This is a genomic window from Streptococcus sp. 27098_8_69 (assembly GCF_041432445.1).
Taxonomy (GTDB): domain Bacteria; phylum Bacillota; class Bacilli; order Lactobacillales; family Streptococcaceae; genus Streptococcus.
The window spans coordinates 1-26365 of record NZ_JAPVZO010000030.1 but is presented as its reverse complement, the minus strand read 5'-3'; the positions used below and the strand labels follow the sequence as shown (position 1 = coordinate 26365).

Genomic DNA, 26365 nt, shown 5'->3' with positions numbered 1-26365 from the left:
TTTTTCAGTGGGCTCCGAGAGTCTCAGTTTTCTTTTCATTTAACTTGGCTTGTTGCAATATCTTCACCAAACCATTTTTGGCTAATTTCTTGGAATTTTCCTTCTTGATACAATTCCACAAAAGCCTTATTCAAATTGGCTAATAAGGTCTTATCCGCTGGTCTTACTCCGACTGCAAAAGACTCACTCTCAAAACCAGCTGTAAAAATCTCATACTGGTCTAATATTCCTTCCGTTTTAAGATAATAATTGGCATAAACACGGTCAATTAATAGTGCATCAATCCGATCATTTTGCAAGTCAATCAAGGCTTCATTAAAGCTCTGATACTGGTTTGCTTTTTGATCTTTTACGATATTTTTCAACAGGTCAGGTTGAGCTTCAAAATCTAGATAACCAGAAGAACCTGCTTGGGCTCCCAAAATCTTATTTTTCATATCCGAAACCGATTGGATATTTTGCGATTTTTTTGAGACTAGAACCTGCTGATTCTCCATATAAGGAATGGTAAAATCTACCTTCTCACGGCGTTCATCTGTTGCGGAATAGCCGTTCCAAATTGCATCAATAGTGCCGTTTTGAAGTTCTGTTTCTTTCATATCCCAATCAATGGGTTGAAACTGTACCTTGAACCCAAGTTTCTCAGAAACGGCTTGGGCTAAATCAATATCAAATCCAACATATTGCCCATTCTTTTCTTCAAAGCCCATAGGAACAAAGGTATTGTCAAATCCAATAGTAATGCTTCCTTGTTTTTGGTATTTGTCCCAATTATCGACTTTGGGATCACTAGCTTTTTGTGTACATCCTACAAGGAAAAAAGCCAGAAAGAATACCAAAACAAGGCTGATTTTCTTTCGATTCATAGACACCTCCTACTTAGACTCTACTTTGAGAATCTGGTCAGCAATATTCTCTGCAAACTGGAGGTCGTGGGTCACGACAATCTGCGTCATGCCTAAGTCTCGATTTTGTAAAATCAGTTTTTCAACTTCGAGACGCAACTCTGGATCAAGGGCAGAAGTTGGTTCATCATATCCAATCACTTCTGGATCTATCATCATTGCACGTGCTAAGGCAACCCGTTGCTTTTGACCACCAGATAAAGAATATGGATAGGCATCCGCATGAGCTTCAAGACCTAGACGAGCGAGTAAGTCGATTGCCTTCTTCTTCGCATCTGCTTCAGACATCCCCATAGTCTTGATAGGTGACAAAATCAAGTTTTCCATAACAGATAGGTGAGGAAAAAGCTGAAAATCTTGAAAAACAAATCCTAACAAGTGGCGCTTTTCAAGTTCATCCAGAGGCAATGATTCTCCGTTATAAAAAATCTCTCCTGAATCAATAGTCTCAAGTCCAGCTAACATTCTAAGCAAGGTTGTCTTTCCACCACCAGAAGGACCAACGATAGCCAAAATCTGCTTTTCAGGAATTGTTAAACTGAAATTGGATAAAATTTCTTTTTTTCCAAATTTTTTGCTGATATTTCTTAACTCTAACATGGAAAACCTCCTATCTATAGTAGCTGAACTTTTTCTCAAGTTTCTTAGCTAGGATTGTAACGATACCAATCATAAGCAGATAAATAGCTCCTGCTAGAAACATTGGAATCAAGCTAGCATCACGATTGGCCGCAGTACGGCTATCTAGTATTAAATCTGAAATACCGAGCGCATAGACCAGAGAAGTATCCTTAACCAAACTCATAACCTCGTTAAATACACTTGGTAAAACAATCTTGGTCACCTGTGGCAAAATGATATAGCGAACGGTATCAATAGGATTAAATTTCAGAACCTTAGCTGCTTCGTACTGTCCCTGAGGAATGGTTGCAATTCCTCCACGGAAAATTTCAGCAAAATAGGCTGCATAATTAAGCGTGAAGGCAATAATCGCTGCAGGCACACGATCTAAACGAATCCCAATACTTGGAAGGACATAATAAATAAAAATTAGTTGCAAGAGCAAGGGTGTCCCGCGCATCACCCAGATATAGATATCAATCATGTAATGGAGGGGGTTCCAATGGACCTGTAAGCAAAAGGCAACCAAAATGCCTAAAGGGATTGAAAAAAGTAAGACCAGTGCAAAAACTTGTAAAGTCATTGTCGCACCGCTCAATAAACTTGGTAATATCTCGAATAAGTAAGACATATTCCACCTCCTAAAAATAATTGTTCCTATTATAGCATAAATAAACACAAAATCAAGTTTTTCAGAAATTTTCATGAATTTTTAAAACTTTGGCCTTTATTTTTGAATAAAAATGGTACTCATGATAAACTTATCAAGTTTGATAAAGTATCAGATGTCACAGCTAGTAAACAGATTCAGTTTCGTTTCTCTCCTAATTCATGGTATAATAGAAACATGATGACAATAGTATTATTAATTTTAGCTTATTTATTGGGTTCAATTCCTTCAGGCTTGTGGATTGGACAAATATTCTTTAACATCAATCTAAGAGAACATGGATCTGGTAATACTGGAACAACCAATACCTTCCGAATCTTAGGTAAGAAAGCGGGTATGGCAACCTTCGTGATTGACTTTTTCAAAGGAACCATCGCAACCTTACTCCCACTTATCTTTCATGTTCAAGGTGTTTCACCTCTAATCTTTGGTCTTTTAGCTGTAATTGGGCATACCTTCCCAGTATTTGCAGGCTTTAAAGGAGGAAAGGCTGTCGCAACTAGTGCTGGAGTTATTTTCGGATTTGCTCCTCTATTTTGCCTCTATCTAGCAGTAGTCTTCTTTGGAACTCTTTATTTAGGAAGTATGATTTCACTCTCTAGTGTTACAGCTGCCCTTGCTGCTGTTTTGGGAGCTCTAGTTTTTCCACTTTTCGGCTTTATCTTAAGTAATTACGATTTCCTCTTTACTCTTATTATCATAGCACTAGCAGGAATTGTAATCATACGTCATAAGGATAATATCAATCGTATTCAAAACAAAACTGAAAACCTAGTTCCTTGGGGGCTAAATCTCACCCATCAAAACCCTAAAAAATAGAGAAGATGATGGAACAAAAAAATGAAGTTTTCGCCAGAGTTTCATTTCAAATACTAAAAAACGAGGTCGGGATTTTTCCCAACCTCGTTTGTGTTTATTTAGATTTGATATAGTTGATACCATCTGCCTTTGGCGCAACAGCTTTACCAAAGAAGGCTGCTAGAACGACAATGGTCAAAAGATATGGTGCAATTTGCAAGTAAACGGCTGGAACTCCTTGCAAGAAAGGAAGTTGAGAGCCGATAACTGCCAAACTTTGTGATAGTCCAAAGAATAGACTTGACAACATGGCACCAACAGGATTCCATTTACCGAAGATCATAGCTGCAAGAGCGATGAATCCAGGTCCGACGATGGTTGTAACTGAGAAGTTAACAGAGATTGATTGAGCGTAAATAGCTCCACCGATTCCTCCAAGGAAACCTGAAATCACAACTCCAAGATATCTCATCTTGTAGACATTAATCCCCAAAGTATCTGCTGCTTGTGGGTGTTCACCAACTGAACGAAGGCGAAGTCCAAAGCGAGTCTTAAAGAGGATAAACCATGCTAAGAATGAGAAGGCAATTGCTAGGTAACCAAGTAAACTTGTTGACTTGAAGAAGATATCTCCGATAACTGGGATATTAGCCAAAAGAGGAAAATCAAAACGTCCAAAAGTTTGCGTTAAGTTATCCGTTTGTCCCTTGTTATAAAGCACCTTCACCAAGAAGACTGCCAAGGCTGGCGCCATCAAATTAAGTACGGTACCACTGACAACATGGTCAGCACGAAAATGAACTGTAGCTACTGCGTGAATCAGTGAAAAGATAGCTCCGACTAATCCACCAACTAGAAGAGCCAACCAAGGAGTTAATGCTCCCAAATCTTGTGCAAATTCAAGGTTAAAAACAACTCCAGAGAAGGCACCCATGACCATGATTCCTTCAAGTCCAACGTTAACAACTCCACCACGTTCAGAGAAAACGCCTCCGATACTTGTGAAAATAAGTGGTGCTGAGTAAATCAACATTGAAGAAACCATAAGGGTTAGCATTGTTGTAATCGACATCCTTATTTACCTCCTTTAAGTTGTTTTCTTGGTTTGACAAAGCGTTCGATGATGTAGTGAACGCTGACAAAGAAGATAATTGAGGCTGTAACGATACTTACAAGCTCAGATGGCACTTGTGCAGCATTCATACCTGGAGCTCCAACTTGAAGCACTCCGAACAAGAAGGCTGCAAAGAGAATTCCAATTGGTGAGTTTGCAGCAAGTAGACTGACCGCCATACCATTAAATCCGATTGCCAACGATGAACCTTGAACATAGACGTTTTGGAAGGTACCAAGTCCTTCTACCGCTCCACCTAGACCTGCAAGGGCACCAGAAATAATCATTGATAAAATAATGGTACGTTTCGCTGAAATACCAGCGTATTCAGAAGCATTTGGATTTAGACCAACTGCACGGATTTCAAAACCGAGAGTTGTCTTCTTAAGCAAGAACCAGATAACTGCAACTGCAATGATGGCAAAGAAAATCCCAATATTCATACGAGAGTTTCCTGTTAACTCAGCAAGCCATGGTGTTTGATAAGTTGCATTTGCACTTACTCGGATAGATGAATCTGTACTTTGCATGATTTCTTTAGGGAAGTGGTGGATAAAGGCATTTCCCACATAAAGAACAATGTAGTTCATCATGATGGTTACGATGACTTCAGATGTTCCAAGATAAGCTCTTAAAATACCAGGAATGGCACCAACGATTCCTCCAGCCACCAACGCAATGACAACTGTCGCAAGAATCAACAATGGACGTGGCAAATCTGGATTCGAAAGAGCAAACCAGCCACTCATAACCCATCCAGCGAGTGCTTGTCCTGGAAGACCAACGTTAAAGAAACCAGCACGACTCGCAACTGCAAATCCAAGAGCAATCAAGACTAATGGCCCCATGGCACGGAAAATTTCACCGATTCCACGAACACTACCAAAGGCTGTGTAGAACAACTCTTCATAACCCCAAATAGCATCGTAGCCAAAAATCCACATGACGATGGCTCCAAGCAAGATTCCAAGGATAACAGAAATCAAGGGAACCGAAATTTGTTGTAATTTTTTAGACATCACTCTTCTCCTTTTTCCAATTCACCACCAGCCATCAAGACACCAAGTTCTTGCTTGTTGGTTGTTTCTGGCGTTACAATCCCTTGAATCTTACCATCATGGATAACAGCGATTCTATCTGAGACATTTAGAATCTCATCTAGTTCAAAGCTGACTACAAGGACAGCTTTCCCATTATCACGTTCTTGAATCAAGCGTTTGTGAATGTACTCAATGGCACCGACGTCCAAACCACGAGTTGGTTGGCTGACGATGAGGAGATCCGGATTTCGATCAATCTCCCGAGCGATGATTGCTTTTTGTTGATTTCCTCCAGAAAGGGCAGAAGCTGGAACAATCTCACTAGCAGCACGAACATCAAACTCCTGCATCAATTTTTTTGCATAGTCAAGGATATTCGTATAATTTAAAATTCCCTTCTTGCTAAGAGGTTCTTTATAGTAGGTTTGAAGAGCGATATTTTCAGAAATCATCATTTCCAAGACCAAACCATCACGGTGACGGTCTTCCGGAACGTGACCAACGCTCAGTTCAGTAATTTGACGCGGATGCAATCCTACAATGGACTGGCCTTTCAATTCCACACTACCAGACTCAATCTTACGAAGTCCTGTGATAGCTTGGATCAATTCAGACTGACCATTTCCATCAATTCCGGCAATTCCGACAATCTCACCAGCTCGAACATCGAGTGAAAGATTTTTAACAGCAGGAACGCCACGGTTTTCATGAACAAGCAAGTCTTTGATGGAAAGAACGACTTCTTTAGGTTGAGGTGCTTGCTTCTCAGTTTTGAAGGAAACAGAACGTCCCACCATCATTTCTGCCAAGTCAGCATTAGTTGCACCAGCAATCTCAACTGTTTCGATTGATTTACCACGACGGATAACTGTAACACGGTCAGAAACCGCACGAATTTCATCCAACTTGTGGGTAATCAAGATAATTGATTTGCCTTCTTTGACCAAGTTCTTCATGATATCCATCAACTCATCGATTTCTGATGGTGTTAAAACGGCAGTCGGTTCGTCGAAGATAAGAATATCGGCACCACGATAAAGTGTCTTCAAAATTTCAACACGTTGTTGAGCCCCAACAGAGATATCTGCTACTTTGGCAGAAGGATCCACAGCTAGTCCATAACGCTCTGATAATTCAAGAATTTCTCGACTTGCTCGAGCAATATCTAGAACTCCATTTTTAGTCAATTCACTTCCTAAAATGATATTCTCAGCAACAGTGAAAGCCTCTACCAACATAAAGTGTTGGTGAACCATTCCAATCCCTAGGCTAGCGGCTTTTGATGGCGAGTCTAGTTTCACAACTTGACCGTTAACCACAATTTCACCACTAGTCGGTTCCAGAAGGCCTGCTAGCATGTTCATAAGAGTGGACTTACCAGCTCCATTTTCTCCTAAAAGTGCATGAATTTCACCTTTACGAAGTTCTAGGTTAATTTTGTCGTTAGCGACAAATTCACCAAAAACTTTGGTAATTTCACGCATCTCAATGACATTTTCGTGTGCCATGTGCTCTTCCTTTCAGAGTTTTATTTTGTTTCAATAAAACCTGCTAAAGAAACTTAGCAAGCTCTATTGAGACAAAACACTTTGTCTCAATTCTTAAAGAAGCGGCCACAGGCCGCTCCCCTAAGAAATGACTTTCATCCATTATTTTTCAGGAACTTTTACACTTCCATCAAGGATTTTAGCTTTTGCATCTTCAACAGCTTTTTTACCTTCTTCAGAAAGGTTAGTTGTTACTAGATCAACCCCTTTATCCTTCAATGAGTAAACGATCACTTGACCGCCAGGGAATTCACCTTTTTCAGTTTTGTTTGCGATATCTTGAACTGTTGTTCCGACTTGTTTCAAAGTAGAAGCAAGCACGAAGTTTGATTCTTTACCATCTTTAGAAGTATATTTACCTTCTTCAACTTGGTCACGGTCTACACCGATAACCCAAACTTTTTCGCCTTCGTTTTTGCTTTCATTCAAAGATTTAGCTTCTGAGAAGACACCTGCACCAGTACCACCAGCTGCTTGGTAGATTACGTCTGCACCTGCAGCATATTGAGCTGCAGCGATTGTTTTACCTTTAGCGGCATCACCAAATGAACCAGCGTAGTCTACTTGTACTTTGATAGATGGGTCAACTGACTCAACACCAGCTTTAAAACCAGCTGCGAAACGAGAAATAACTTCAGATTCCATACCACCTACAAAACCAACTTGTTTTGTTTTAGTAGTTTTAGCTGCTGCTACACCTGCAAGGTAAGCTGCTTCATTATCAGCAAATGTTACACTTGCTACGTTCTTTTGATCTTTAATCACATCATCAATCAAAACATAGTTCAAGTCTGCATGTTCTTTCGCTGCTTCTTCAACCGCATTGTGAAGGGCAAAACCAACACCATAAATCAAGTTGTAGCTTCCTGCTGCTTGGTTCAAGTTGTTAGCGTAGTCAGCTTCACTTGTTGATTGGAAGTATGTGTAGCCTTTATCTTTTGCAAGATTGTGCTCTTTACCCCAAGCTTGAAGACCTTCCCAAGCTGATTGGTTGAATGATTTATCATCAACACCACCAGTATCTGTAACGATAGCTGCTTTAGTCTTCAAATCAGAAGATGAAGAAGCTGCGTTACGAGAAGAGCGATTACCACATGCAGCAAGTCCAAATGCTGCTACTGCAACTAGACCAAGGCCTAGCCATTGTTTCTTGTTCATTACTGAACCTCCTAAATAAGATGCGCAACGAAGTTGCAAGTATGGATTGATTGGCCACAAGGACCCTTGTCACTCAAAGAGTGACGCAGACTAATGCAAGTCTGTAAATGAGTATGGAAGTAATTCCCCGACCGTCATCTCGACCGTCGTTTTATCTTTGGCGACTAGAGTCACCTTTAGATCTGGTTTAAAAAATTCGACCATAACCTGTCGGCAAGCACCACATGGAGAAATAGGTTTCTCAGTTTGACCATAAACAATCAATTCTGAAAACTCACGTTGTCCTTCAGAAACAGCTTTAAAAATAGCTGTTCTCTCACCACAGTTGGTCAAGGGGTAGCTAGCATTTTCAATATTGCATCCTGTATAGACGCTTCCGTCCTTGGCTACCAAAACAGCGCCAATCGGAAAATGTGAGTAGGGAACGTAAGCTTTTTTACTAGTTTCAATCGCTAAATCAATCAACTCAGTAGTCGCCATCTGCTAACTCTCCTTTTAAGATTGCTACACCAGAAGATGTTCCAATACGAGTAGCTCCAGCTTCAACAAAGGCAACAGCATCTGCATAAGAACGAGCACCACCAGCAGCTTTAACCCCCATATCAGGTCCAACTGTTTGGCGCATTAATTTAACATCCGGTAGGGTTGCACCACCTGTTGAGAAGCCTGTTGACGTCTTGACAAAGTCTGCTCCTGCTTTCTGGGCTAGCTGGCAAGCCTGAACTTTTTCTTCATCAGTTAACAAACAAGCCTCAATAATAACCTTAACCAGTTTGTCTCCACTTGCTTCAACAACTGCTCGAATATCTGACTCAACTAAATCAGCATTCCCAGACTTGAGTGCTCCAACATTGATGACCATATCAATCTCATCAGCACCATTTTGGATAGCTTCTTTAGTTTCGAAGGCTTTAACAGCAGATGTTGTGGCTCCAAGAGGAAAGCCTACAACCGTACAAACCTTGACATCAGTATTTTCTAGACCAGATTTGGCATGAGCAACCCAGCACGGATTGACACAAACACTGGCAAAATCATAGTCTTTGGCTTCAGATAACAAACGATCAATTTGTTCCACTGTTGCATCTTGCTTTAAAAGCGTATGATCAATGTATTTATTTAATTTCATTTCGGTTTTTCCTTAAATTAGGAGATGATTTCGATAATTTCACGTGATTTTATCACTTCATCACTTATTTTAATTTTAACATATTTTTGGAAATCTGTAACTAGTTCCGGAGAAATTTTGCCATTTGTATATACTTTTGCAACAATTTCACCCTTTCTGACAAAGTCTCCAACTTTCTTCTCAAAAACAATCCCTGTCTCATAGTCAAGGGCGTCTGTTTTCACTGCACGACCAGCACCCAATCTCATGGCAAAAAGACCAAACTCCATGGCTGGAAGTTCTGCGATAATACCATCCTCTTGAGCAGGAATATCAACTATATGATCAACTTTTACTGGACGGTAGAGGTCTTCTAAATCTCCACCTTGAGCTACAACCATCTCTTCGAATTTCTGGAGTGCCTTACCATTTTCAAGATGTTCCCTTACTTCCTCGACTGTTTTTTCAACATTTGCTAAAGATAGCATAATCTGGGCTAACTCGCAGATGAAATGACTAATATCTTCACGTCCCTTACCTTGAAGAATTTCTAGTGCTTCTAGGATTTCCAAGCGGTTTCCAATGGCACGTCCCAATGGTTGACTCATGTCCGTAATGACTGCTACTGTCTTACGACCTACCGCCTTACCAAGGTTTACCATGGTTTGAGCCAATTCACGGGCCTCGTCCACTATTTTCATGAAGGCGCCTTCACCAACAGTAACGTCAAGTAAGATGGCGTCAGCTCCAGCAGCAATCTTTTTACTCATGACTGAGCTAGCAATCAAGGGAATAGTATCAACCGTTGCCGTCACATCACGAAGGGCATAGAGCAATTTGTCAGCCTTAACCAATTGATCAGACTGCCCAATCACTGAGACCCCAATCTCTTGAACTTGTTTGATAAATTCATCCTGACTTCGTTCAATCTGAAAACCTTTGATGGATTCTAGCTTATCAATGGTCCCACCAGTATGACCCAGACCTCGACCACTCATCTTAGCCACTGGAACATCAAAACTAGCTACCAAGGGTGCTAGGATTAAAGTTACCTTATCACCAACTCCACCAGTAGAGTGTTTATCCACCTTAATGCCTTCGATTGGCGATAAATCAAATTCCTGACCTGTCTTAACCATGTTCATAGTCAAGTCAGAAATCTCATCTATAGTCATTCCCTGAAAATATACTGCCATAGCAAAAGCGGCCATCTGGTAGTCAGGAACAGTTCCTGCCACATAACCTTCAATCAACCATTGAATCTCACTGGAGCTTAGTTCTTGGCCGTTTCTTTTTTTCTGGATTAGATCTACTGCTCTCATTCTTTCACACTTCTAAGGATATAATATCCCTTATCTTTCTTTACAACCTCACAATTGCCGAAAACTTCTTCCATCTTACTTTTGGCACTAGGAGCTCCTTGTTTTTTCTGGATGACGATCGTCAAATCTCCACCATCTACTAAAAAGTCTATACTTTTCTCGATGATTTCGTGGACTACTTGCTTGCCTGCACGTATAGGAGGATTGGAAATGACATGGTCAAATTGTCCTTCTACCTGCTCATAAATATTAGACTGGAAGATAGTCGCTTGAACCTTGTTTTTTACTGCATTTTGCTGGGCTAAATCCAGGGCACGATTATTGATATCCACCATCGTTGCTTGGGCACCATATGCTTTAACCAAAGACAAACCTATCGGACCATAGCCACAACCAACATCAAGAATTTTTTCACCTTTTTCAATATCTAAACATCTTAACAACAACCGACTTCCAAAGTCAATCATTTTTTTACTAAAGACACCAGCATCTGTCAAAAAGGTCATCTTTTGCCCAAGTAGCTCAACTCTAAGCTCATGAACATCATGGGCTGCATCTGGATTTTCTGCATAATACATTTTACTCATGACACTATTTTACCATAAAAATAAGTTATTTGTAAATCGTTTACAAAGATAGCAAGCCCTTAAATCACATTGTATTTTCTCAAAAATAATATAAATTCGGATTGACATTAGGGACCTAGTAAAAAGCTCCCAACTGCCATGGTAATCGGAAAAGCAAAAATGCAAGCAAGACCAAAAAAGAAGAGCCAGCACTTTCTTTTAAAGAAAGCTAGCACAAGGTAGCCAAGACCTATGAGGGGTAATAAGATAAACAAAACAAAAGTGGTCCAGTTATAGCTCTGAGTTCCTATCGTAAAGGAGAAATTCACCCAGTTTGGTGATAACCATAAAACAACTACAAATAGGCTGATCAAAACCAAGATTTTATCTCTTAATCTCGTTTTCATCTGAGCACCTCCTTTATAGGTTTTCCCCCTTATATTTTAACAAAGAAAGCGCTTTTTCTCAATTGGTCAGATGGTTATTCTTTCTAAAATATGGTATACTAAGATATCAAACGAGGATATAGTATGACCAACGAATTTTTACATTTTGAAAGGATAAACCGCGAAACTTGGCAATCCTTGCATCGCAAAACAACTCCTCCCTTGACCGAGGAAGAGTTAGATTCTATTAAGAGTTTCAATGACCAGATTAGCCTTCAAGACGTTACAGATATCTATCTGCCACTGTCACATCTGATTCAGATTTACAAACGTTCCAAAGAAGACCTCGCCTTCTCAAAAGGCATTTTCCTTCAAAGAGAGAGCAAAAAACAGCCCTTTATTATTGGAGTTTCTGGGAGTGTCGCTGTCGGTAAATCAACCACTAGTCGACTCTTGCAAATTTTGCTGTCTCGTATCGTTCCTGGAGCAAGTGTTGAACTAGTTACTACAGATGGTTTTTTATACTCAAATAGTGTCTTAATTGAGCAAGATATCCTTAATCGTAAAGGTTTTCCTGAGAGCTACGATATGGAAGCTTTGCTTAATTTTCTAGACCAACTCAAAAATGGGCAGGATGTTGATATTCCTGTTTATTCCCATGAAATCTATGATATCGTCCCAGGTCAAAAACAACGAGTAGAAGCTGCTGATTTTGTCATTGTTGAGGGAATCAATGTGTTCCAAAACCCTCATAATGCCCGTCTCTATATTACTGATTTCTTTGACTTTTCAATCTATGTCGATGCTGCTGTCGAAGACATTGAAAGTTGGTATTTGGATCGATTCTTAAAACTCCTTAGCTTTGCTCAAGATGATCCAGGCAACTATTACTACCGTTTCACTCAACTTCCTCTTAGTGAAGTGAAGGATTTTGCTCACCAAGTTTGGACCAGTATCAACCTCACCAATCTCCAAAATTACATTGAACCGACACGAAATCGAGCCGAGGTCATTCTCCATAAATCTAAAAATCACGAAATTGATGAAATTTACTTAAAAAAATAATTTTCCCTTGTCAAAACGTAAGTTTTCAGATATAATGGTATAGTTAGTAAAAATGGAGGTAAGAACATTGGCAAACATTAAATCAGCTATCAAACGCGCTGAATTGAACGTTAAACAAAACGAAAAGAACTCAGCTCAAAAATCAGCTATGCGTACTGCTATCAAAGCTTTTGAAGCAAACCCATCTGAAGAACTTTACCGTGCTGCCAGCTCAGCTATCGATAAAGCAGAAACTAAAGGTTTGATCCACAAAAACAAAGCTAGCCGTGATAAAGCACGTCTTGCAGCTAAACTTGGTTAATCTTTAACTGCATACAAAATGAGCTCTTCGGAGCTTTTTTTGTGCACATTTTCTGGAGGTTATTATGAAAATAGCTATCATTGGATATTCTGGATCAGGCAAATCTACTCTTGCTGAAAAACTATCTAAGCACTACTCCATCCCCAAACTTCATATGGATACTCTCCAATTTCAGCCAGGTTGGCAGGACAGTGACCGTGACTGGATGCTTAAGGAAATGAAGGACTTTTTATCCAAAAACAAAAATTGGGTCATTGATGGCAACTACTCTTGGTGTTGCTATGAGGAAAGAATGGAGCAAGCTGACCAGATTATCTTTTTAAACTTCTCATCGTGGACTTGTTTGCTAAGAGCCTTTAAGCGCTATTTAAAATACAGAGGCAAAGTCAGAGAAAGTATGGCAGCAGGATGCCCCGAGCAATTCAACTGGGAATTTATCCGTTGGATTCTTTGGGATGGACGAACAAAAAATGCTAAGGATAGATACCAATACTTAAACAATACTTACCCAGAAAAGATGCGTATTCTCCATTCTCAAGAAGAGATTGATTGTTTTTTTCGATCTTTAAAAAAGTAAACAATATAGTAGTATTTCATTAAAATCAGCATGTACTGATTGACTAAAAAAGGAAGATTTTCATCCAGAAAATCTTCCTTTTTTCCTTTTATTCAACAATTAAAAATAACTCGAGCAATTTATAAATCAACAATATAATAGATTGAATCTAGAACAGTACACTACAACTGCTAAAAATATTTCTAGAAATTAGTTTGACTTTTCTAATCTCTCTGTTCACATCTTATTTCAATCCACTATAATATTCCTTAGAAATGAAGAGAATCGTGTTCATAGTTTCTGAGGCGTGATACAAAAAAACTGAAGGAAGTATAGTCCTACTTCTTTCAGTTTTTTATTGTCTCAATTTAGAAAAAACTTCTCCGATCTTACCTTCGATAACTAAATCAGCTTGGCTGTCTTGAGAAGTGCTGGACTTGTTGATAACGACTAGATCTGACCCTGAAAAATAATTGATTAGGCTAGCTGCAGGATAAACGACTAAGGAAGTTCCACCAATGATCAATAAATCTGCTTGCTGAATGACTTGGGCTGCTCGACTAAATACGTCCATATCTAACGATTCCTCATAAAGGGTTACGTCAGGTTTGACCACCTTACCACAATCTAAGCAGTAAGGAACTGGACCTTCAAGTGCCAAAAATGCATTCAAATCATAAAAGCGATGACAGCCCAAACAGTAATTACGATCTGCACTACCATGCAGTTTCAAAACATTTTCAGAACCCGCCATTTCATGAAGGCTATCGATATTTTGCGTCACAATCGCTTTTAATTTACCTGTTTTTTCTAACGACGCTAGATAAATATGTGCTAAATTTGGCTTGGCATCTGGATAGACCAGATACTTTTTGTAGAAATCAAAAAAATCCTCTGGATAGCGTTCAAACATGGTGCGTGAAATCAGTTGCTCGGCAGAAAAATGGCGTCCCAACTTAAGACTATAAACACCATCAGAACTTCGAAAATCTGGAATATTAGACTCTGTAGAAACCCCCGCACCACCGAAAAAGACAATCCTTTGACTTTGGTCAATGATTTCCTGTAGTTGTGCAATTTTATCCATTTTACCCCTCCTTAAGTTTTTTGTTCTAAAAAAGTTGAAAACCTTTAGCTTCTGTCAACCAGGCTTTCAACTTTATTTGATTATGATTTAGATATTAAACTGACTAGTCTCGGTTCTTTGACACAATTTGACGTTCTTCAAAGTCCTTATTCTCATCTATTTATAGGATTGAAGCAATAAACATGCTTATCATTTTGAGAACAAGAGTAATCACATGAATGGAATCTACCTTTAGTCTGCAATCAAGGTTTCTAGACCAACCTTCATCATATCTGTGAAAGTATTTTGGCGCTCTTCTGCAGTTGTATCTTCATCTGGATTAACCAAACTATCTGAAATAGTCATGATAGCAAGAGCATCAACATGGTGTTGAGCAGCAAGATAATAAAGGGCTGCCGCTTCCATTTCCACAGCCTTAACTCCCCACTTACCAAGTTCGATATTTTTTTCAAAGTAGTTTGAGTAAAAGACATCTGATGACAAAACATTTCCGACGTGAGTAGTCATGCCGAGATCTTTGGCAATATGATAGGCTTTATCTAGCAAATCAAAGCTAGCGATTTGTGGAAAATCATATTGAGGCCAGTCATTGCGGATGATGTTTGAGTTGGTTGCAGCTGCTTGCGCCAAGACCAATTCACGGACGTGAACATCCTCATTCAAAGAACCAGCAGTTCCGACACGGATCAATTTTTTCACACCGTAATCGACAATTAATTCACGCGCATAGATGGAGATTGATGGCATTCCCATCCCTGTTCCCATGACAGATACACGATGGCCCTTGTAAGTTCCAGTGTAACCAAACATGTTACGGACTTCGTTAAAGCAAACAGCATCTTCAAGGAAATTCTCAGCGATAAATTTCGCACGAAGAGGATCCCCAGGAAGAAGAATTTTATCAGCAATTTCACCCTGCTTAGCAGCAATATGGATAGACATAGTTTATGATACAAAGAGCGACCAGAAAGCGACTGAAAATCAGGAATCTGACGAGAAATCCTGATTTCACAGTCAGATTATCTATTTTCCGAGCTTTCCGCTCGTGTTCAAATTTGAACACACGCTCTACCTTTCTGTTGTTTTTAATTTGTTAATGAATCCAAAAATGCATAGAGTTTTGCATTCATATCTTGATAATCATATGCACGAATAACTCCAGGCTTTTGAACGTAGGTCAATTTTTGACTTTGTTCTTCCAAGACTTCTTCACCATCCGCAGCAATTAAGAGCTCTACTGCTTCTGGATCAAATTCCAAATGAGCTTGGAAGGCATAGTGTTTAGGACTAAAGCGAATAATTTGACGTGGACAACCTTGACTGGTCGCAAGGACGACAGCATCCTTAGTCAAACCTGGCATATCTCCATGCCAGTGGCCGGTATTTAAAGTTTGTCCAAAAACTTTGACATGATTGTCTTTTAATCCAGCTTCAGTTAGCGTTATTGGAAAAGCACCAATCTCACGTTCTGGACTATGTTCATACTCTGCGCCATAAGCAACCGATAGGAGTTGAGCACCAAGACAGACACCAACAATATAACGATCTGCCTTCATAGCCTTTTGAATCAGCTCAATCTCTGCCTGAGGATCGTAGTATGGAAAAGTTTCCCGATCTTCATCTGGCGATTGAGGTCCCCCCATCACAATTAAGAAGTCGATTTCATCCACTGTCTCTGGTAAGGCTTCATTCTCATAGACTTTGGTCGTGGTCACTTGATGGCCAGGATTCTGCGCCCATTTTAGATAAGCGCCCGGCACTTCAAAGGTTTCATGCAGTACAAAATGTACCTTCATCGTTTCTTCTCCCATCTCTTTCGAATCACGTAAGACAGACCAGCCGCAAGTACAAGCGGAATTGTCAAACTCCAAGTTTGGCCTGTAAATCCAAGGCTCAGAGCAATGGCTGTCAGAGGAGCTTTTAAGGTCGTCCCTAAAAAGACGGTCGCTCCTAGTAACATCCCTAGAGCAGGATCTAGATGAATCCCAACTGCTGTCAAAAGCAAGGTCACTAGGTAGCCAGAGCCAATCCCTAAGGCAAATGATGGTGTCAAAGTTCCCCCATAAGCACCATTGCGCAAGAGGAGATAAACCAGAAGCCCCTTCACTGCAAGAGCCAGTGGAAGATAAGGAATCGACTGGCTAGACAAGAGGGCTTGCGCTAGTACCTGGCCATTTCCCATAAAGATAGGGAAAAAGGCTACTAGGCTCCCCAGCACTAGAAAGGCTAGAGGAAGAGCCCAAAGAATCGTCTCATCCTTCCGCCGTTTGTGACTAGCCCGCTTGGCGAGGAAAGCAAAGACCAGAGCCAAGGGAGTAACCAAGAAAGCAATCACAATAGCCTGTAAGAAACTGCTAGCCGACCATGAGACTGCGGACAGGTGATAAATAGCCTCCTGACCAATGATGGACTGAGCGACCCAGGTGGCCAGATAAGTGCTGGTCAAAACCAGTAGAAGGTTCTGCCAACTGTAGGCGAGTCCTAAGGTCTCAAAGACGAACAAGCTACTGGCAAAGGGAACTTGATAGACCGCAGCTAAACCAGCTCCAGCACCACTGGCAATCAAGACTTTTCGCTCTTTGAGGGCTAGAGAAAAACCTTTCGCCAAGCGTCCAGCTAGAAGAGCCCCGACCTCACGTGGTGCTCCTTCTTTTCCGACCGATGCACCTGCTCCGACAATCGCAACCTGCATACCTGCATGAAGGAGCTGGGCTAAGGGCGCTGGTTCCCTGTCTCCAGCTAAGTCAATTTGCTGGCGAATAGACTGGATCTTATAACGCCTTTGCAGGACATACCAGAAGCCAGCTGCCAAGCACCCAGTCACACACAAGACCAGAAATCTACGGAGAACTCCAGCTTCTTGAAATTGCTGGAGTAAATCCGGCTTATCTTGGCCCAAAGCCAGCCCTTGCACCCCTTCTAGTAGATAATGACAGGCAATTCCGACCAGACCCGTCCCTATTCCTAATGATAAAGTGGCTAGAAGCACCCTCAGTCCGTAGGGTAGACTTTGGAGTCGTACTTTCATTGGATTAGAGTTCAGCAAGAATAGCTTTCAGCAAGCCTTTGAAGTCGCCCTTAACTCGTTCGGTCACTTCTACCACTTCTTCGTGGTTGAGTTCTTCTTGGAAACCTGCAGCAAAGTTAGTAATGCATGAGATACCAAGGACTTTTAGGCCAGAGTGAGCTGCAATGATGACTTCAGGAACTGTTGACATCCCGACAGCATCTGCCCCAAGTGTCTTATAGGCACGGATTTCAGCTGGAGTTTCGTAAGTTGGACCAGTTACACCGATATAAACACCATCGTCAAGTTTAACACCAAGTTTTTCAGCAACTGCATGTGCTGTAGCACGGTATTCTGGAGTGTAGGCTTTTGACATGTCTGGGAAACGTGGACCAAAGTCATCCAAGTTTTCACCAATCAATGGGTTTTGACCTGTCATATTGATGTGGTCAGTGATAGCCATCAAAGTACCAGGACCAAAGCCAATACCACCAGCAGCGTTGGTTACAATCACACCTTCACAGCCCAAAACTTTCATAACACGAACTGGAAAAGTCACAACTTCAAGAGGATTTCCTTCGTAGAAGTGGAAACGACCTTGAAGGGCCAAAACCTTACGTCCTGCAAGCTCACCGTATACCAATTTTCCAGCGTGTCCAACAACAGTAGAACGTCCCCAGTTTGGAATTTCAGCGTAGTCTACAACAACTGGATTGTCGATTTCTTCAGCTAATTCTCCAAGTCCTGAACCAAGAATCAAGCCAAACTCCGGCGCTTCAACTCCCTTTTCTTTCAAGAAAGCAGCTGTTTCATTGATTTTTGCTAATAATGTCATTGTCTATCTCCTTTTTTATGTTTTAAAAATTGACCAATTTTGTCAAAGGTATTAGCGTTACGAATGGTAATATTACGATAGAAAGGCATCTTAAGCAAGTGCTTATGATAAGCTGTTTTAGAGTAGCTAGCTTCTGACAATTTACCCCAGAAGATCCCTAGTTTCCCAAAATGAAGCACTTCATCGACCAGTTCCAAACTGTTCACTTTCTCGATGACTTGATCCACATCTAAGTCCTCAGTGTAGAAGAGAACATCCTTTCGAGCCATTTCTTGGAACCACCATTCCGGAAGAGTTCTAAGCTCCTCTTCGTAGTCTTCTTGACTTAACAAGGAAAAACGTTGGATAAATGGATAATGTTCTTTAAAGAAATCCTGTAGCCTCTCAACCAACTGAGTTCTAGGTATACTAGTATCAAAGAAAATATTGCCACTATTGATGTAGGTTTCAACATTTTCCAATCCCAACTCTGTCAATTCTTGACGAAGCTGGGCCATGACCACCTTATGTTTTCCACCGACATTGATCCCTCTAACCAGTAATGTCAAGCGAGTCATCTTAAACCAATTTATCTAAGAAGCTTTCACCAATCATAGCCTTATCTACGCCAAAGTTATCTGCGATTGTCGCAGAAATATCAGCAAAATGACCGATTGGTAGGTGTCCATTTCCTTTTAGTGATGGGCTGTAGGCCAAAAGTGGAATGTATTCACGAGTATGGTCCGTTCCTGCATAAGTAGGATCATTACCATGGTCTGCAGTAATCATGAGTAAATCATCTTCTCTCATAGCAGCGATAAGCTCTGGCAATCGTTCATCAAACTCGTGCAAGCAGTCGCGGTAACCATGTGGATCACGGCGGTGACCGTAAAGGGCATCAAAGTCGACCAAGTTAGTGAATGAGAATCCTTTTTCAAACTCAGCAAGTCCCATTGTTGTCAAAAGCGTATCAATTCCATGGCTATTTGACTTATTGTGGCCCATATCATGGTTCACCCCAGCACCATTAAAGATATCGCTAATCTTACCTACTGAGTAAGTATCAATACCTGCTTCGTTGAGTTTGTCCAAAACTGTTGGAGCAAATGGTGATACAGCCAAGTCACGACGATTTGCAGTACGTGTGAAGTTTCCAGGCTCCCCAACGTATGGACGGGCAATGATACGTCCTAGAAGAGCTGGACGTTCCAATGTAATCGAACGAGCGTACTCACAAATACGGTAAAGTTCATCCAAAGGAATAATGTCTTCATGGGCCGCGATTTGAAGAACCGGGTCAGCTGATGTATAGATGATCAACTCGCCTGTTTCCATTTGACGTGGTCCAAAGTCATCGATAACAGCAGTACCTGAGTAAGGTTTATTTGCTTCACGGATTACTTTACGACCTGAGAATTCTTCAATCTTTGTAAGGATTTCTTCTGGGAATCCATTCCAGAAAGTATCGAAAGGCTCAGTAATATTTAGCCCCATGATTTCCCAGTGACCGGTCATAGTGTCTTTACCTAGTGAAACTTCCTCAAGTTTAGTGTAGTAACCGCTAGGATTTGCTTCTGCGGGAACCGTTTTAAGGGCTGTTTCACGCTCAATGTTACCAAGACCAATCTTAGCCATATTAGGAACATTCAAACCAACTGATTTTGAAATATGGCCTAGTGTATCAGAAGCTCCGTCTGGTACTCCTGCATTGACGAAGTTATTAGCATCTGGTGCTGCACCGATTCCTACAGAATCGAGCACTACCAAATGAATACGTTTAAATTTTGACATCGTTTGCCTCCTTTATTTCCCTTTTGTTGTAGTTAAAACCTGAACGCCAGCTTGCCCTGCAACAATGACTTTATCAACCATTTGATTAAATAAACCGTGCTCAACAATACCGACCTGAAGATCCAGTTGATGACCAAAAGCAATCGGATCTTCAATAACACCTAAATCAAGATCAATAATGAAATTTTTCATATCCGTCACAAAGCGTTGGCCATTTTTTTCACGAAAACTTGGCTTATAACCAGCTTTTTCAAAACGACGGAAAACCTGTTCTGCTCCGTATTGGACAACTTCGACAGGTAGTTTGAAAGCGCCCAGTTTCTCAACCATTTTGCTCTCATCTACCACCCAGATATACTGTTTGGTTGGGGTCGCAACTACTTTTTCCATTAGAAGCGCTCCACCGCCTCCTTTGATACCATTAAACTGGCGATCTACCTCATCAGCTCCATCAACAGTCACATCAACCTCATCCACCTCGTCAATCGACTTAAGTGGGATATTCAATCCTTGTGCCTGTTTTGTCGTTACACTCGAGGTCGTTACGGCTGTAATTTGAAGTCCTTCTTCTTTAATTCTACGTCCGATCTCCTCTACGAAATAATAGGCAGTCGAGCCTGTTCCAAGTCCTACAACCATTCCGTTGGTTACGAACTCAGCAGCCTTGATGCCTGCTATTTTTTTCAGATTTTCCACTTAAACACCTCCAAACAAAAAGCTACTTTTATTATAACATGAATACGCTTTAAATTCATCCTTGCACTAGAAAAACCCGAACATTTTATTTCGGGTTTCTGATTCTTATTTAACCATGTCAGGATCGTAATCGTAAAATCCTGTGTCAAGGAAACGATTTTTTGGATGGAGTTTACGGACTTGCTCATCCAACAAGAAGGCTTGGTCATGCGTAAAGCTTCCCTCTTGAATCAAGCTACGGGCTTGGATGAAGAGTTTTGCAATCTCAACAAAATCTTGACCTGGAGTATAAAGTCCTTCTAGCTTCCAATGAGTGAAACCATGCTCCACCAACTCTGGCAATTTGGTCATCAAATCAAGGTCGTTGTTGGCAAAAATGTGAGTTCCATGATTGTCTTCAAAAATAGAGTAATGACTCTCTGGATCACTAGGCTCGGCCAAGAACAAATCACGTTGACGAGATTTTTCATCGTCAATCTGTGTGAAATTATAGTAGTTTTGCAAGAGTGGACGCTTCGAATGGTGGATAACACTAGCACCGTATACCAAGATCTCAGCAGGAATTTCTAAAATTTCAGGCATTTTGAAAAGTTCAGCAGACGGGATTTCACGCGCCAAAACTGCTTCTGACGCTCCTGCTTTTTGTCCCCAAAAATTGATCTGACGGCTGCTTGTGACCATGGTTGAGGCATCATAGATGGTTTTAAAAGAATAACCATCGCGATTGACAACATAAAAGACACCCGCATCCCCAACTGTAATGTAGTCTATTTTAATTTCTTCCAAGAAATCAAGGAAGGGCTTGATACGATCCATCATATCCTGATGCATAAGAGCATTGACCGCTACGATCAATTCCTTACCTGCATCATGAACCAGACCAGCGATGGTTCTCAGTTCATCATAAGAAAAAGTCTTTGGTAGACGAAGCCCAAAATCTTTCTCACCGACATAGATACGGTCAACTCCCGCCTCTAGTAATTCTTTTACTTGTTCAATGCTTTCAGCAGTTGCTGTAATAATAATCTTTTCCATAAGAAAAATTATACCACATTTCTGAAAAATCAGCTATTCCCTAAAATGATAAATTTACTTATTCTTTTTGTAACCTTACTGTAATAATTTTTTTCTTGAAAAATGGTAAAATGAAAGAGTATTGTTAAGGAGAGAATCATGCCCGTAAGAAAATATCAATCGTATGAGTTTGAAGAAGAGGAAACTCAAACAACGCTATACCAAGACTATGTTCCAGAAACCACTTCCGTTGCTAGTTTGAAGGAAGTTCTTTTCTTTGTAAACATTGCTTGTTTTTGCGTCTTTTTAGCCTTGTTTAGCTTTATCTTTTTAGCCCTCAAGTTTAATACAGTCTTAGCTTTTAGCCTAGCAATTGCCTTGAGTTTAGCGGCATCAAACTTTCAACGTTCAATGATTAAGAAGAAATTTTATTAGATTCAAAAGGTCGGGATAAAAATGGCTCTATAATATTTGTAGTGGGTAAATCCCCTATAGATATTATGGAGCCTATTTTTGTGTAGAAAAAAAGTCCCATATCATCTATAATGAAAAGCGACCAAACCATCATTAGAAAGAATCATATGGAACAATTACATTTTATCACAAAATTACTAGACATTAAAGACCCTAATATCCAATTTGTAGATGTTGTTAATAGGGATACTCACAAAGAAATCATCGCTAAACTGGACTACGACGCCCCATCTTGCCCTGAGTGTGGAAGTCAAATGAAGAAATATGATTTTCAAAAATCTTCTAAAATTCCTTACCTTGAGACGACTGGTATGCCTACCAGAATTCTTCTTAAAAAACGCCGTTTCAAATGCTATCATTGCTCGAAAATGGCGGTCGCTGAAACTTCTATCGTCAAGAAGAATCATCAAATTCCCCGTATTATCAACCAAAAAATTGCTCAAAAGTTAGTTGAAAAAACTTCTATGACTGATATTGCTCATCAGCTGGCCATTTCAACTTCAACTGTCATTCGAAAGCTCAACAACTTCCACTTTAAGCATGATTTTTCTCGTCTTCCAGAGTTTATGTCTTGGGACGAGTACGCCTTTACCAAGGGAAAGATGAGCTTTATTGCACAAGATTTTGATCAGCTCAATATCATTACTATTCTTGATGGAAGAACACAAGCTATCATCCGAAATCACTTTCTGCGCTACAATCGAGCCGTTCGTTGTCAGGTGAAAATCATTACTATGGATATGTTTAGCCCTTACTATACCTTAGCTAAACAGCTTTTTCCTAATGCAAAAATTGTACTTGATCGTTTCCACATTGTTCAGCACTTAAGCCGAGCTATAAGTCGAGTTCGTGTTCAAATTATGAACCAATTCGATAGAAAATCCCATGAATACAAGGCTATCAAGCGCTACTGGAAACTCATTCAACAAGATAGTCGGACACTTAGCGATAAACGTTTTTATCGTCCTACTTTTCGCATGCACTTAACCAATAAAGAAATTCTAGACAAGCTTTTGAGCTATTCAGAAAACTTGAAACACCACTATCATCTCTATCAACTCTTGCTTTTTCACTTTCAGAATAAGGAACCGGAGAAATTTTTCGGACTCATTGAGGACAATCTAAAGGAGGCTCTTCCTCTTTTTCAGACTGTCTTTAAAACCTTTCTCAAGGATAAAGAGAAGATTGTCAACGCTCTTCAATTACCCTATTCTAACGCCAATTCGGAAGCGACTAATAATCTCATTAAACTCATCAAACGAAATGCCTTTGGTTTTAGGAACTTTGAAAACTTCAAAAAACGGATTTTTATAGTAGATTGAATCTAGAATAGTACGCTACAGATTTTAAAACATTACTAGAAATTGATTTGAATTTCCTAATCTCTTTGTTCACATCTTATTTCAATCCACTATATCGTTCTGAACATCAAAAAAGAAAGGACGGAATGTATCCTTTCTCGAGCTTAGCTTTTCTTCAACCCACTACAGTTGACAAAGAGCCAAAAATGCTAACTAGTAGGTTAAAATTACTAGTTAGCATTTTTGTTTCCTCAATTAAACAAATTGTTACAAATAACCAATTAATATTGTTTAATCTTTTCACATGTTAGGCAGCATTTAGGTTATCACTATTAAAATCTACTAAGTTTTTCCACACAAGTGAATTATAATCAATTTCTTCAGAGTGAATGTAATTTTGATCTAATTCGTCTAGCGTGTAATGTTCAGTATTTGAAAGATTATAATAATTTTCTAGACCATTTTCACGATTGCTTTGGAAATATCCTAGTAGATAGGTCACAGCTTTATCCTTGTTAATTCTATAGTAGGCAATAGTTCTTTGATTTGCTCTCTTATTGGTAGAGTATTGTAATTCAGGATCAGGGGCATAGTATCGGATGGTGCCATCTTTATAAATCTTGATTCCACCATCAGTTCTACTATATTTTTCCTGTCCTGTTTCTTTGTCATAGAAATAGTAAACTGGAGTTATAGGGTTCACAGAAATAGCTAATGGCGGTTGGGAAAATTCTAGATAAGTAACATTACCTTTACCATATGTTCCTGAGGCAGACTCTTGTCTAGTTTGTACAGTACTGGTTACGATATACAAGATTATATCAGACGCTTTAAAAATTAATTCAGGTGTTCCATTTCCATCAATATCATAGAAAGCATATTGAACAGGAGAATTAATTAAAGGTTTTAGATTGCTTGCTAAACCACCAGCACCAGTTTGTTGACTGTCTCTTTCGTTTTGTGATAAATCTTCTAATAAATACTTATATCCTAGCCATTTTGTAAGGTCAACTGTCTTAGAAAGATATGGTGTGAAGGTTTTATCACCGTAATAGTCTCTCAAAATATTTTGAGGATATTTGCTAAAGTCCACTTCTGGGGATTTAATATATTTGGTATTTAAATCTGCTAAACTAATATGTTCATCAATATTGTTAACATTATAGAAGTATGCAAAGTCTGTGGTCCAACTACTCTCATAATATTGTTTATCAGTAAATGGACCCATCACCCCTTTTCTTATAATATTATAATGTTTTTTATCTTTATCGTAAAAATCTTCCTTATAATAAGTTATTTTTATTGTACCATCTTGATATATAGTCATTTTTTGTTCTTTGGTGATACCCCATAGTTCAGCTATATCAGCAACACTAACTACATCCGGGTGTGGGTTTTGATTGGTCCAACCGGTCCAAGTCCAGACTGAAATAGGATGGTTATCTGCTAAAAAGATAAGCTCTGGCAGACCATCTTGATTTATGTCATACAGGGTATAAGTAACTGGTCGTCCAACAGATCTTGTAAACGAGGCATCACGGCCTGAATTATTAGCAGTATTTTCAAGTAACCGCTTGTAAAATGGATAATCTTTTAAACTATAGAGATGGGAATTGGTATTGGATATAGTATTCGAAGAAGTTGTTCCGCCTTCTATATTATTATTAATATTGTGATAATGGCTTGCTTGGGTAGCTTTTGAGCTGTATTCCCCTTTGCTTATTGGAATCTCAAAGAAACGTTTGTTTTCGATGAATTTTCCGCTTCCCTTATAAATCCAGGCATCTATATTGTATCCCATAGTATAGTCTCCAAATAAGAGAACTTTTCCATTAGCGTTATCAAGAATTGGATTTTCTGTGTTTTTTTGTGTTACAGAAGCATGAAACTGTCCTTCCAGACCTAAACCTACAGAAGTATCGAATGAAACTATTGATAAATTCAGGAATCTTGGACGTATTATAGTTTTAGGTCCAATCTTTAACAAAGCATTCATATCCACATCAATTTTGTTACTAAGACTGATGTTTGGAACATAGTAAGGGTTCTTGTCTTTTAGACCAATTTCTGCGGATACTCCAAAATTAGATTTTGTTTTTATGTCTAAAGAACCACTAGCATTGACAAAAAGGTAAAGCTCAGTTTGTATATTTACTCCAGTTTGAGAAGTGAATACTAGCTCACCAACTTTAACTTCTGCATTAATTGTAGCTTTTGCATTATATTTAGAAGACAACTCGATGTCTAATGCTGGCTTCACATATAACTTATTATTTACAAGTTGAATATCAGCTTCAACACTACCCTTTATAATGAGATCGACATCTATTCCAGAAATCCTAGTATGTAATTTTTTAGTTGCAGAAATTGAAACTGAACGATTCCATTGGTCAGATCCCTCTTCAGTAACTGTAACGCCTTCTGCTGGTTTAAATGTTGCCTGATCTACATCAAATTTTTCATGATATGAAATATTCTTTGTAACTTCGTCGAGTTTAGCATCTGTCACAACTATCTCAGTCTTACCATTAACAATATTTGAAGAGATAACTTTGAAAGCAAAACCACTAGGGTAGGTTCCATTTGCTGGTAGTACAATAATATCACCAGAATTTAGTTTCCGTTCTTCTGCTAAAGTTACATGGTGTTCTTTATCAGACACGGTATAATCGACAATAGTATCAAATACGGCAACTGAAGGTTGAAGAATTACTTCTCCTGAATCAATAATTGTTTGTTTTCCTGCTGAAAAACGACCTAAAATATTTTCAATTTGAAGGTTATTATTACTATTTGCTGTGAGCCTTACTTTAAAGTCTTTTGCAACTAATGTATAGGTAAGTCCTTTTATCAAATGTGTGTAGAAATATCCATCATTTTCTGTTTCCACAGTTTGAAGTGCTATGTTGGGAGCAGAAATAGTGATGTTAGTTTCCTCTAATGCTTTGTTTGTAGTACCTGAGATTGCATATCCCGAAATCAGTATTTCTTCCGGTGGCGTTAATCTAGGTGTAGTTGTAGCGT

General features: G+C 39.5%; 27 protein-coding genes and 1 pseudogene. 6 read left to right on the top strand and 22 right to left on the bottom strand.

The genetic code is table 11. The features are described from left to right. Nucleotides 1–35: 35 nt before the first annotated feature. The 3 genes from O3658_RS09410 to O3658_RS09400 are packed head-to-tail and all read right to left on the bottom strand — an operon-like array spanning nucleotide 36 to nucleotide 2157. The gene (locus O3658_RS09410) at nucleotides 36–866 is read right to left on the bottom strand and encodes an amino acid ABC transporter substrate-binding protein (protein ID WP_371561117.1); all 831 of its coding nucleotides are present in this window, start codon (nucleotides 864–866) and stop codon (nucleotides 36–38) included. Between the two features lie 9 nt (nucleotides 867–875). Next, entirely contained in the window at nucleotides 876–1505 is a 630-nt protein-coding gene (locus O3658_RS09405) for an amino acid ABC transporter ATP-binding protein (RefSeq protein WP_371561115.1), read from the bottom strand. A 10-nt stretch (nucleotides 1506–1515) separates the two neighbouring features. After that, nucleotides 1516–2157: an amino acid ABC transporter permease gene (locus O3658_RS09400; protein ID WP_371561113.1), complete on the bottom strand. Its 642-nt coding sequence runs from the start codon at nucleotides 2155–2157 to the stop codon at nucleotides 1516–1518. A 216-nt stretch (nucleotides 2158–2373) separates the two neighbouring features. On the opposite strand from O3658_RS09400, the gene plsY reads away from it, so the two are divergent. Continuing rightward, nucleotides 2374–3015, top strand: a complete 642-nt coding sequence (gene plsY / locus O3658_RS09395; RefSeq protein ID WP_371561111.1) for a glycerol-3-phosphate 1-O-acyltransferase PlsY — start codon at nucleotides 2374–2376, stop codon at nucleotides 3013–3015. Between the two features lie 94 nt (nucleotides 3016–3109). Here plsY and O3658_RS09390 read toward each other — a convergent pair whose 3' ends face one another. The 9 genes from O3658_RS09390 to O3658_RS09350 all read right to left on the bottom strand — a co-directional run bounded on the left by O3658_RS09390 (nucleotide 3110) and on the right by O3658_RS09350 (nucleotide 11256). Then, on the bottom strand, nucleotides 3110–4066 hold the full coding sequence (locus tag O3658_RS09390; protein WP_316108452.1) for an ABC transporter permease: 957 nt from the start codon (nucleotides 4064–4066) through the stop codon (nucleotides 3110–3112). Between the two features lie 2 nt (nucleotides 4067–4068). After that, entirely contained in the window at nucleotides 4069–5127 is a 1059-nt protein-coding gene (locus tag O3658_RS09385) for an ABC transporter permease (RefSeq protein WP_153224833.1), read from the bottom strand. After that, nucleotides 5127–6656 (bottom strand): ABC transporter ATP-binding protein, encoded by a 1530-nt coding sequence (locus tag O3658_RS09380; protein ID WP_371561108.1) that lies wholly within the window; start codon nucleotides 6654–6656, stop codon nucleotides 5127–5129. Before O3658_RS09380 ends, O3658_RS09385 begins: the two co-directional genes overlap by 1 nt. Before the next feature lie 141 nt (nucleotides 6657–6797). Next, nucleotides 6798–7853 (bottom strand): BMP family protein, encoded by a 1056-nt coding sequence (locus O3658_RS09375; RefSeq protein ID WP_045763743.1) that lies wholly within the window; start codon nucleotides 7851–7853, stop codon nucleotides 6798–6800. 90 nt (nucleotides 7854–7943) lie between these two features. After that, on the bottom strand, nucleotides 7944–8333 hold the full coding sequence (locus tag O3658_RS09370; protein WP_371561105.1) for a cytidine deaminase: 390 nt from the start codon (nucleotides 8331–8333) through the stop codon (nucleotides 7944–7946). Beyond that, nucleotides 8320–8982 carry a deoxyribose-phosphate aldolase gene (deoC, locus tag O3658_RS09365; protein ID WP_371561104.1) on the bottom strand — a complete coding sequence of 221 codons (663 nt, stop codon included), beginning with the start codon at nucleotides 8980–8982 and terminating at the stop codon, nucleotides 8320–8322. The genes O3658_RS09370 and deoC overlap by 14 nt, the downstream gene beginning before the upstream one ends. A 17-nt stretch (nucleotides 8983–8999) precedes the next feature. Next, complete coding sequence (locus tag O3658_RS09360) at nucleotides 9000–10283, bottom strand: pyrimidine-nucleoside phosphorylase (RefSeq protein WP_371561102.1); 1284 nt, start codon at nucleotides 10281–10283, stop codon at nucleotides 9000–9002. Next, entirely contained in the window at nucleotides 10280–10870 is a 591-nt protein-coding gene (locus O3658_RS09355; protein WP_371561100.1) for a class I SAM-dependent methyltransferase, read from the bottom strand. The genes O3658_RS09360 and O3658_RS09355 overlap by 4 nt, the downstream gene beginning before the upstream one ends. A gap of 107 nt (nucleotides 10871–10977) precedes the next feature. Further along, complete coding sequence (locus O3658_RS09350) at nucleotides 10978–11256, bottom strand: 1,4-dihydroxy-2-naphthoate prenyltransferase (protein WP_371561098.1); 279 nt, start codon at nucleotides 11254–11256, stop codon at nucleotides 10978–10980. Nucleotides 11257–11379: 123 nt separating this feature from the next. Here O3658_RS09350 and coaA point away from each other — a divergent pair, with 123 nt between their 5' ends. The 3 genes from coaA to O3658_RS09335 all read left to right on the top strand — a co-directional run bounded on the left by coaA (nucleotide 11380) and on the right by O3658_RS09335 (nucleotide 13178). Continuing rightward, nucleotides 11380–12300 carry a type I pantothenate kinase gene (gene coaA / locus O3658_RS09345; protein ID WP_311523129.1) on the top strand — a complete coding sequence of 307 codons (921 nt, stop codon included), beginning with the start codon at nucleotides 11380–11382 and terminating at the stop codon, nucleotides 12298–12300. 52 nt (nucleotides 12301–12352) lie between these two features. Further along, nucleotides 12353–12601 (top strand): 30S ribosomal protein S20, encoded by a 249-nt coding sequence (rpsT, locus tag O3658_RS09340; RefSeq protein WP_029689628.1) that lies wholly within the window; start codon nucleotides 12353–12355, stop codon nucleotides 12599–12601. Nucleotides 12602–12665: 64 nt separating this feature from the next. Continuing rightward, complete coding sequence (locus tag O3658_RS09335; RefSeq protein WP_371561095.1) at nucleotides 12666–13178, top strand: DNA topology modulation protein; 513 nt, start codon at nucleotides 12666–12668, stop codon at nucleotides 13176–13178. A 334-nt stretch (nucleotides 13179–13512) separates the two neighbouring features. Here the strand turns inward: O3658_RS09335 and O3658_RS09330 are convergent, their stop codons facing one another. From O3658_RS09330 to O3658_RS09290, 9 genes are all read right to left on the bottom strand, one after another. Further along, nucleotides 13513–14244 carry an NAD-dependent protein deacylase gene (locus O3658_RS09330; RefSeq protein ID WP_371561093.1) on the bottom strand — a complete coding sequence of 244 codons (732 nt, stop codon included), beginning with the start codon at nucleotides 14242–14244 and terminating at the stop codon, nucleotides 13513–13515. 231 nt (nucleotides 14245–14475) lie between these two features. Continuing rightward, nucleotides 14476–15186: a purine-nucleoside phosphorylase gene (gene deoD, locus O3658_RS09325; protein ID WP_045763751.1), complete on the bottom strand. Its 711-nt coding sequence runs from the start codon at nucleotides 15184–15186 to the stop codon at nucleotides 14476–14478. A gap of 143 nt (nucleotides 15187–15329) precedes the next feature. Then, nucleotides 15330–16040 (bottom strand): type 1 glutamine amidotransferase, encoded by a 711-nt coding sequence (locus O3658_RS09320; protein ID WP_371561090.1) that lies wholly within the window; start codon nucleotides 16038–16040, stop codon nucleotides 15330–15332. Beyond that, entirely contained in the window at nucleotides 16037–17272 is a 1236-nt protein-coding gene (locus tag O3658_RS09315; RefSeq protein WP_371561088.1) for a chloride channel protein, read from the bottom strand. Before O3658_RS09315 ends, O3658_RS09320 begins: the two co-directional genes overlap by 4 nt. Before the next feature lie 4 nt (nucleotides 17273–17276). After that, nucleotides 17277–18086: a purine-nucleoside phosphorylase gene (locus O3658_RS09310; RefSeq protein WP_371561086.1), complete on the bottom strand. Its 810-nt coding sequence runs from the start codon at nucleotides 18084–18086 to the stop codon at nucleotides 17277–17279. Further along, nucleotides 18083–18643 (bottom strand): DUF1697 domain-containing protein, encoded by a 561-nt coding sequence (locus O3658_RS09305; RefSeq protein WP_371561084.1) that lies wholly within the window; start codon nucleotides 18641–18643, stop codon nucleotides 18083–18085. Before O3658_RS09305 ends, O3658_RS09310 begins: the two co-directional genes overlap by 4 nt. Nucleotide 18644: 1 nt before the next feature. Then, the gene (locus O3658_RS09300) at nucleotides 18645–19856 is read right to left on the bottom strand and encodes a phosphopentomutase (RefSeq protein ID WP_371561082.1); all 1212 of its coding nucleotides are present in this window, start codon (nucleotides 19854–19856) and stop codon (nucleotides 18645–18647) included. Nucleotides 19857–19868: 12 nt separating this feature from the next. Beyond that, nucleotides 19869–20552: a ribose-5-phosphate isomerase RpiA gene (rpiA, locus tag O3658_RS09295; RefSeq protein ID WP_371561080.1), complete on the bottom strand. Its 684-nt coding sequence runs from the start codon at nucleotides 20550–20552 to the stop codon at nucleotides 19869–19871. 105 nt (nucleotides 20553–20657) lie between these two features. Then, the gene (locus O3658_RS09290) at nucleotides 20658–21587 is read right to left on the bottom strand and encodes a peptidase U32 family protein (RefSeq protein ID WP_371561078.1); all 930 of its coding nucleotides are present in this window, start codon (nucleotides 21585–21587) and stop codon (nucleotides 20658–20660) included. Between the two features lie 138 nt (nucleotides 21588–21725). Between O3658_RS09290 and O3658_RS09285 the strand changes: the two genes are divergently transcribed. Beyond that, nucleotides 21726–22001 (top strand): DUF3270 family protein, encoded by a 276-nt coding sequence (locus O3658_RS09285; RefSeq protein ID WP_049548330.1) that lies wholly within the window; start codon nucleotides 21726–21728, stop codon nucleotides 21999–22001. Nucleotides 22002–22147: 146 nt separating this feature from the next. Further along, nucleotides 22148–23362 (top strand): ISL3 family transposase, encoded by a 1215-nt coding sequence (locus tag O3658_RS09280; protein WP_371561076.1) that lies wholly within the window; start codon nucleotides 22148–22150, stop codon nucleotides 23360–23362. Between the two features lie 286 nt (nucleotides 23363–23648). Here the strand turns inward: O3658_RS09280 and O3658_RS09275 are convergent. Beyond that, nucleotides 23649–26365, bottom strand: a pseudogene (locus O3658_RS09275) (hypothetical protein); the annotation flags it as partial.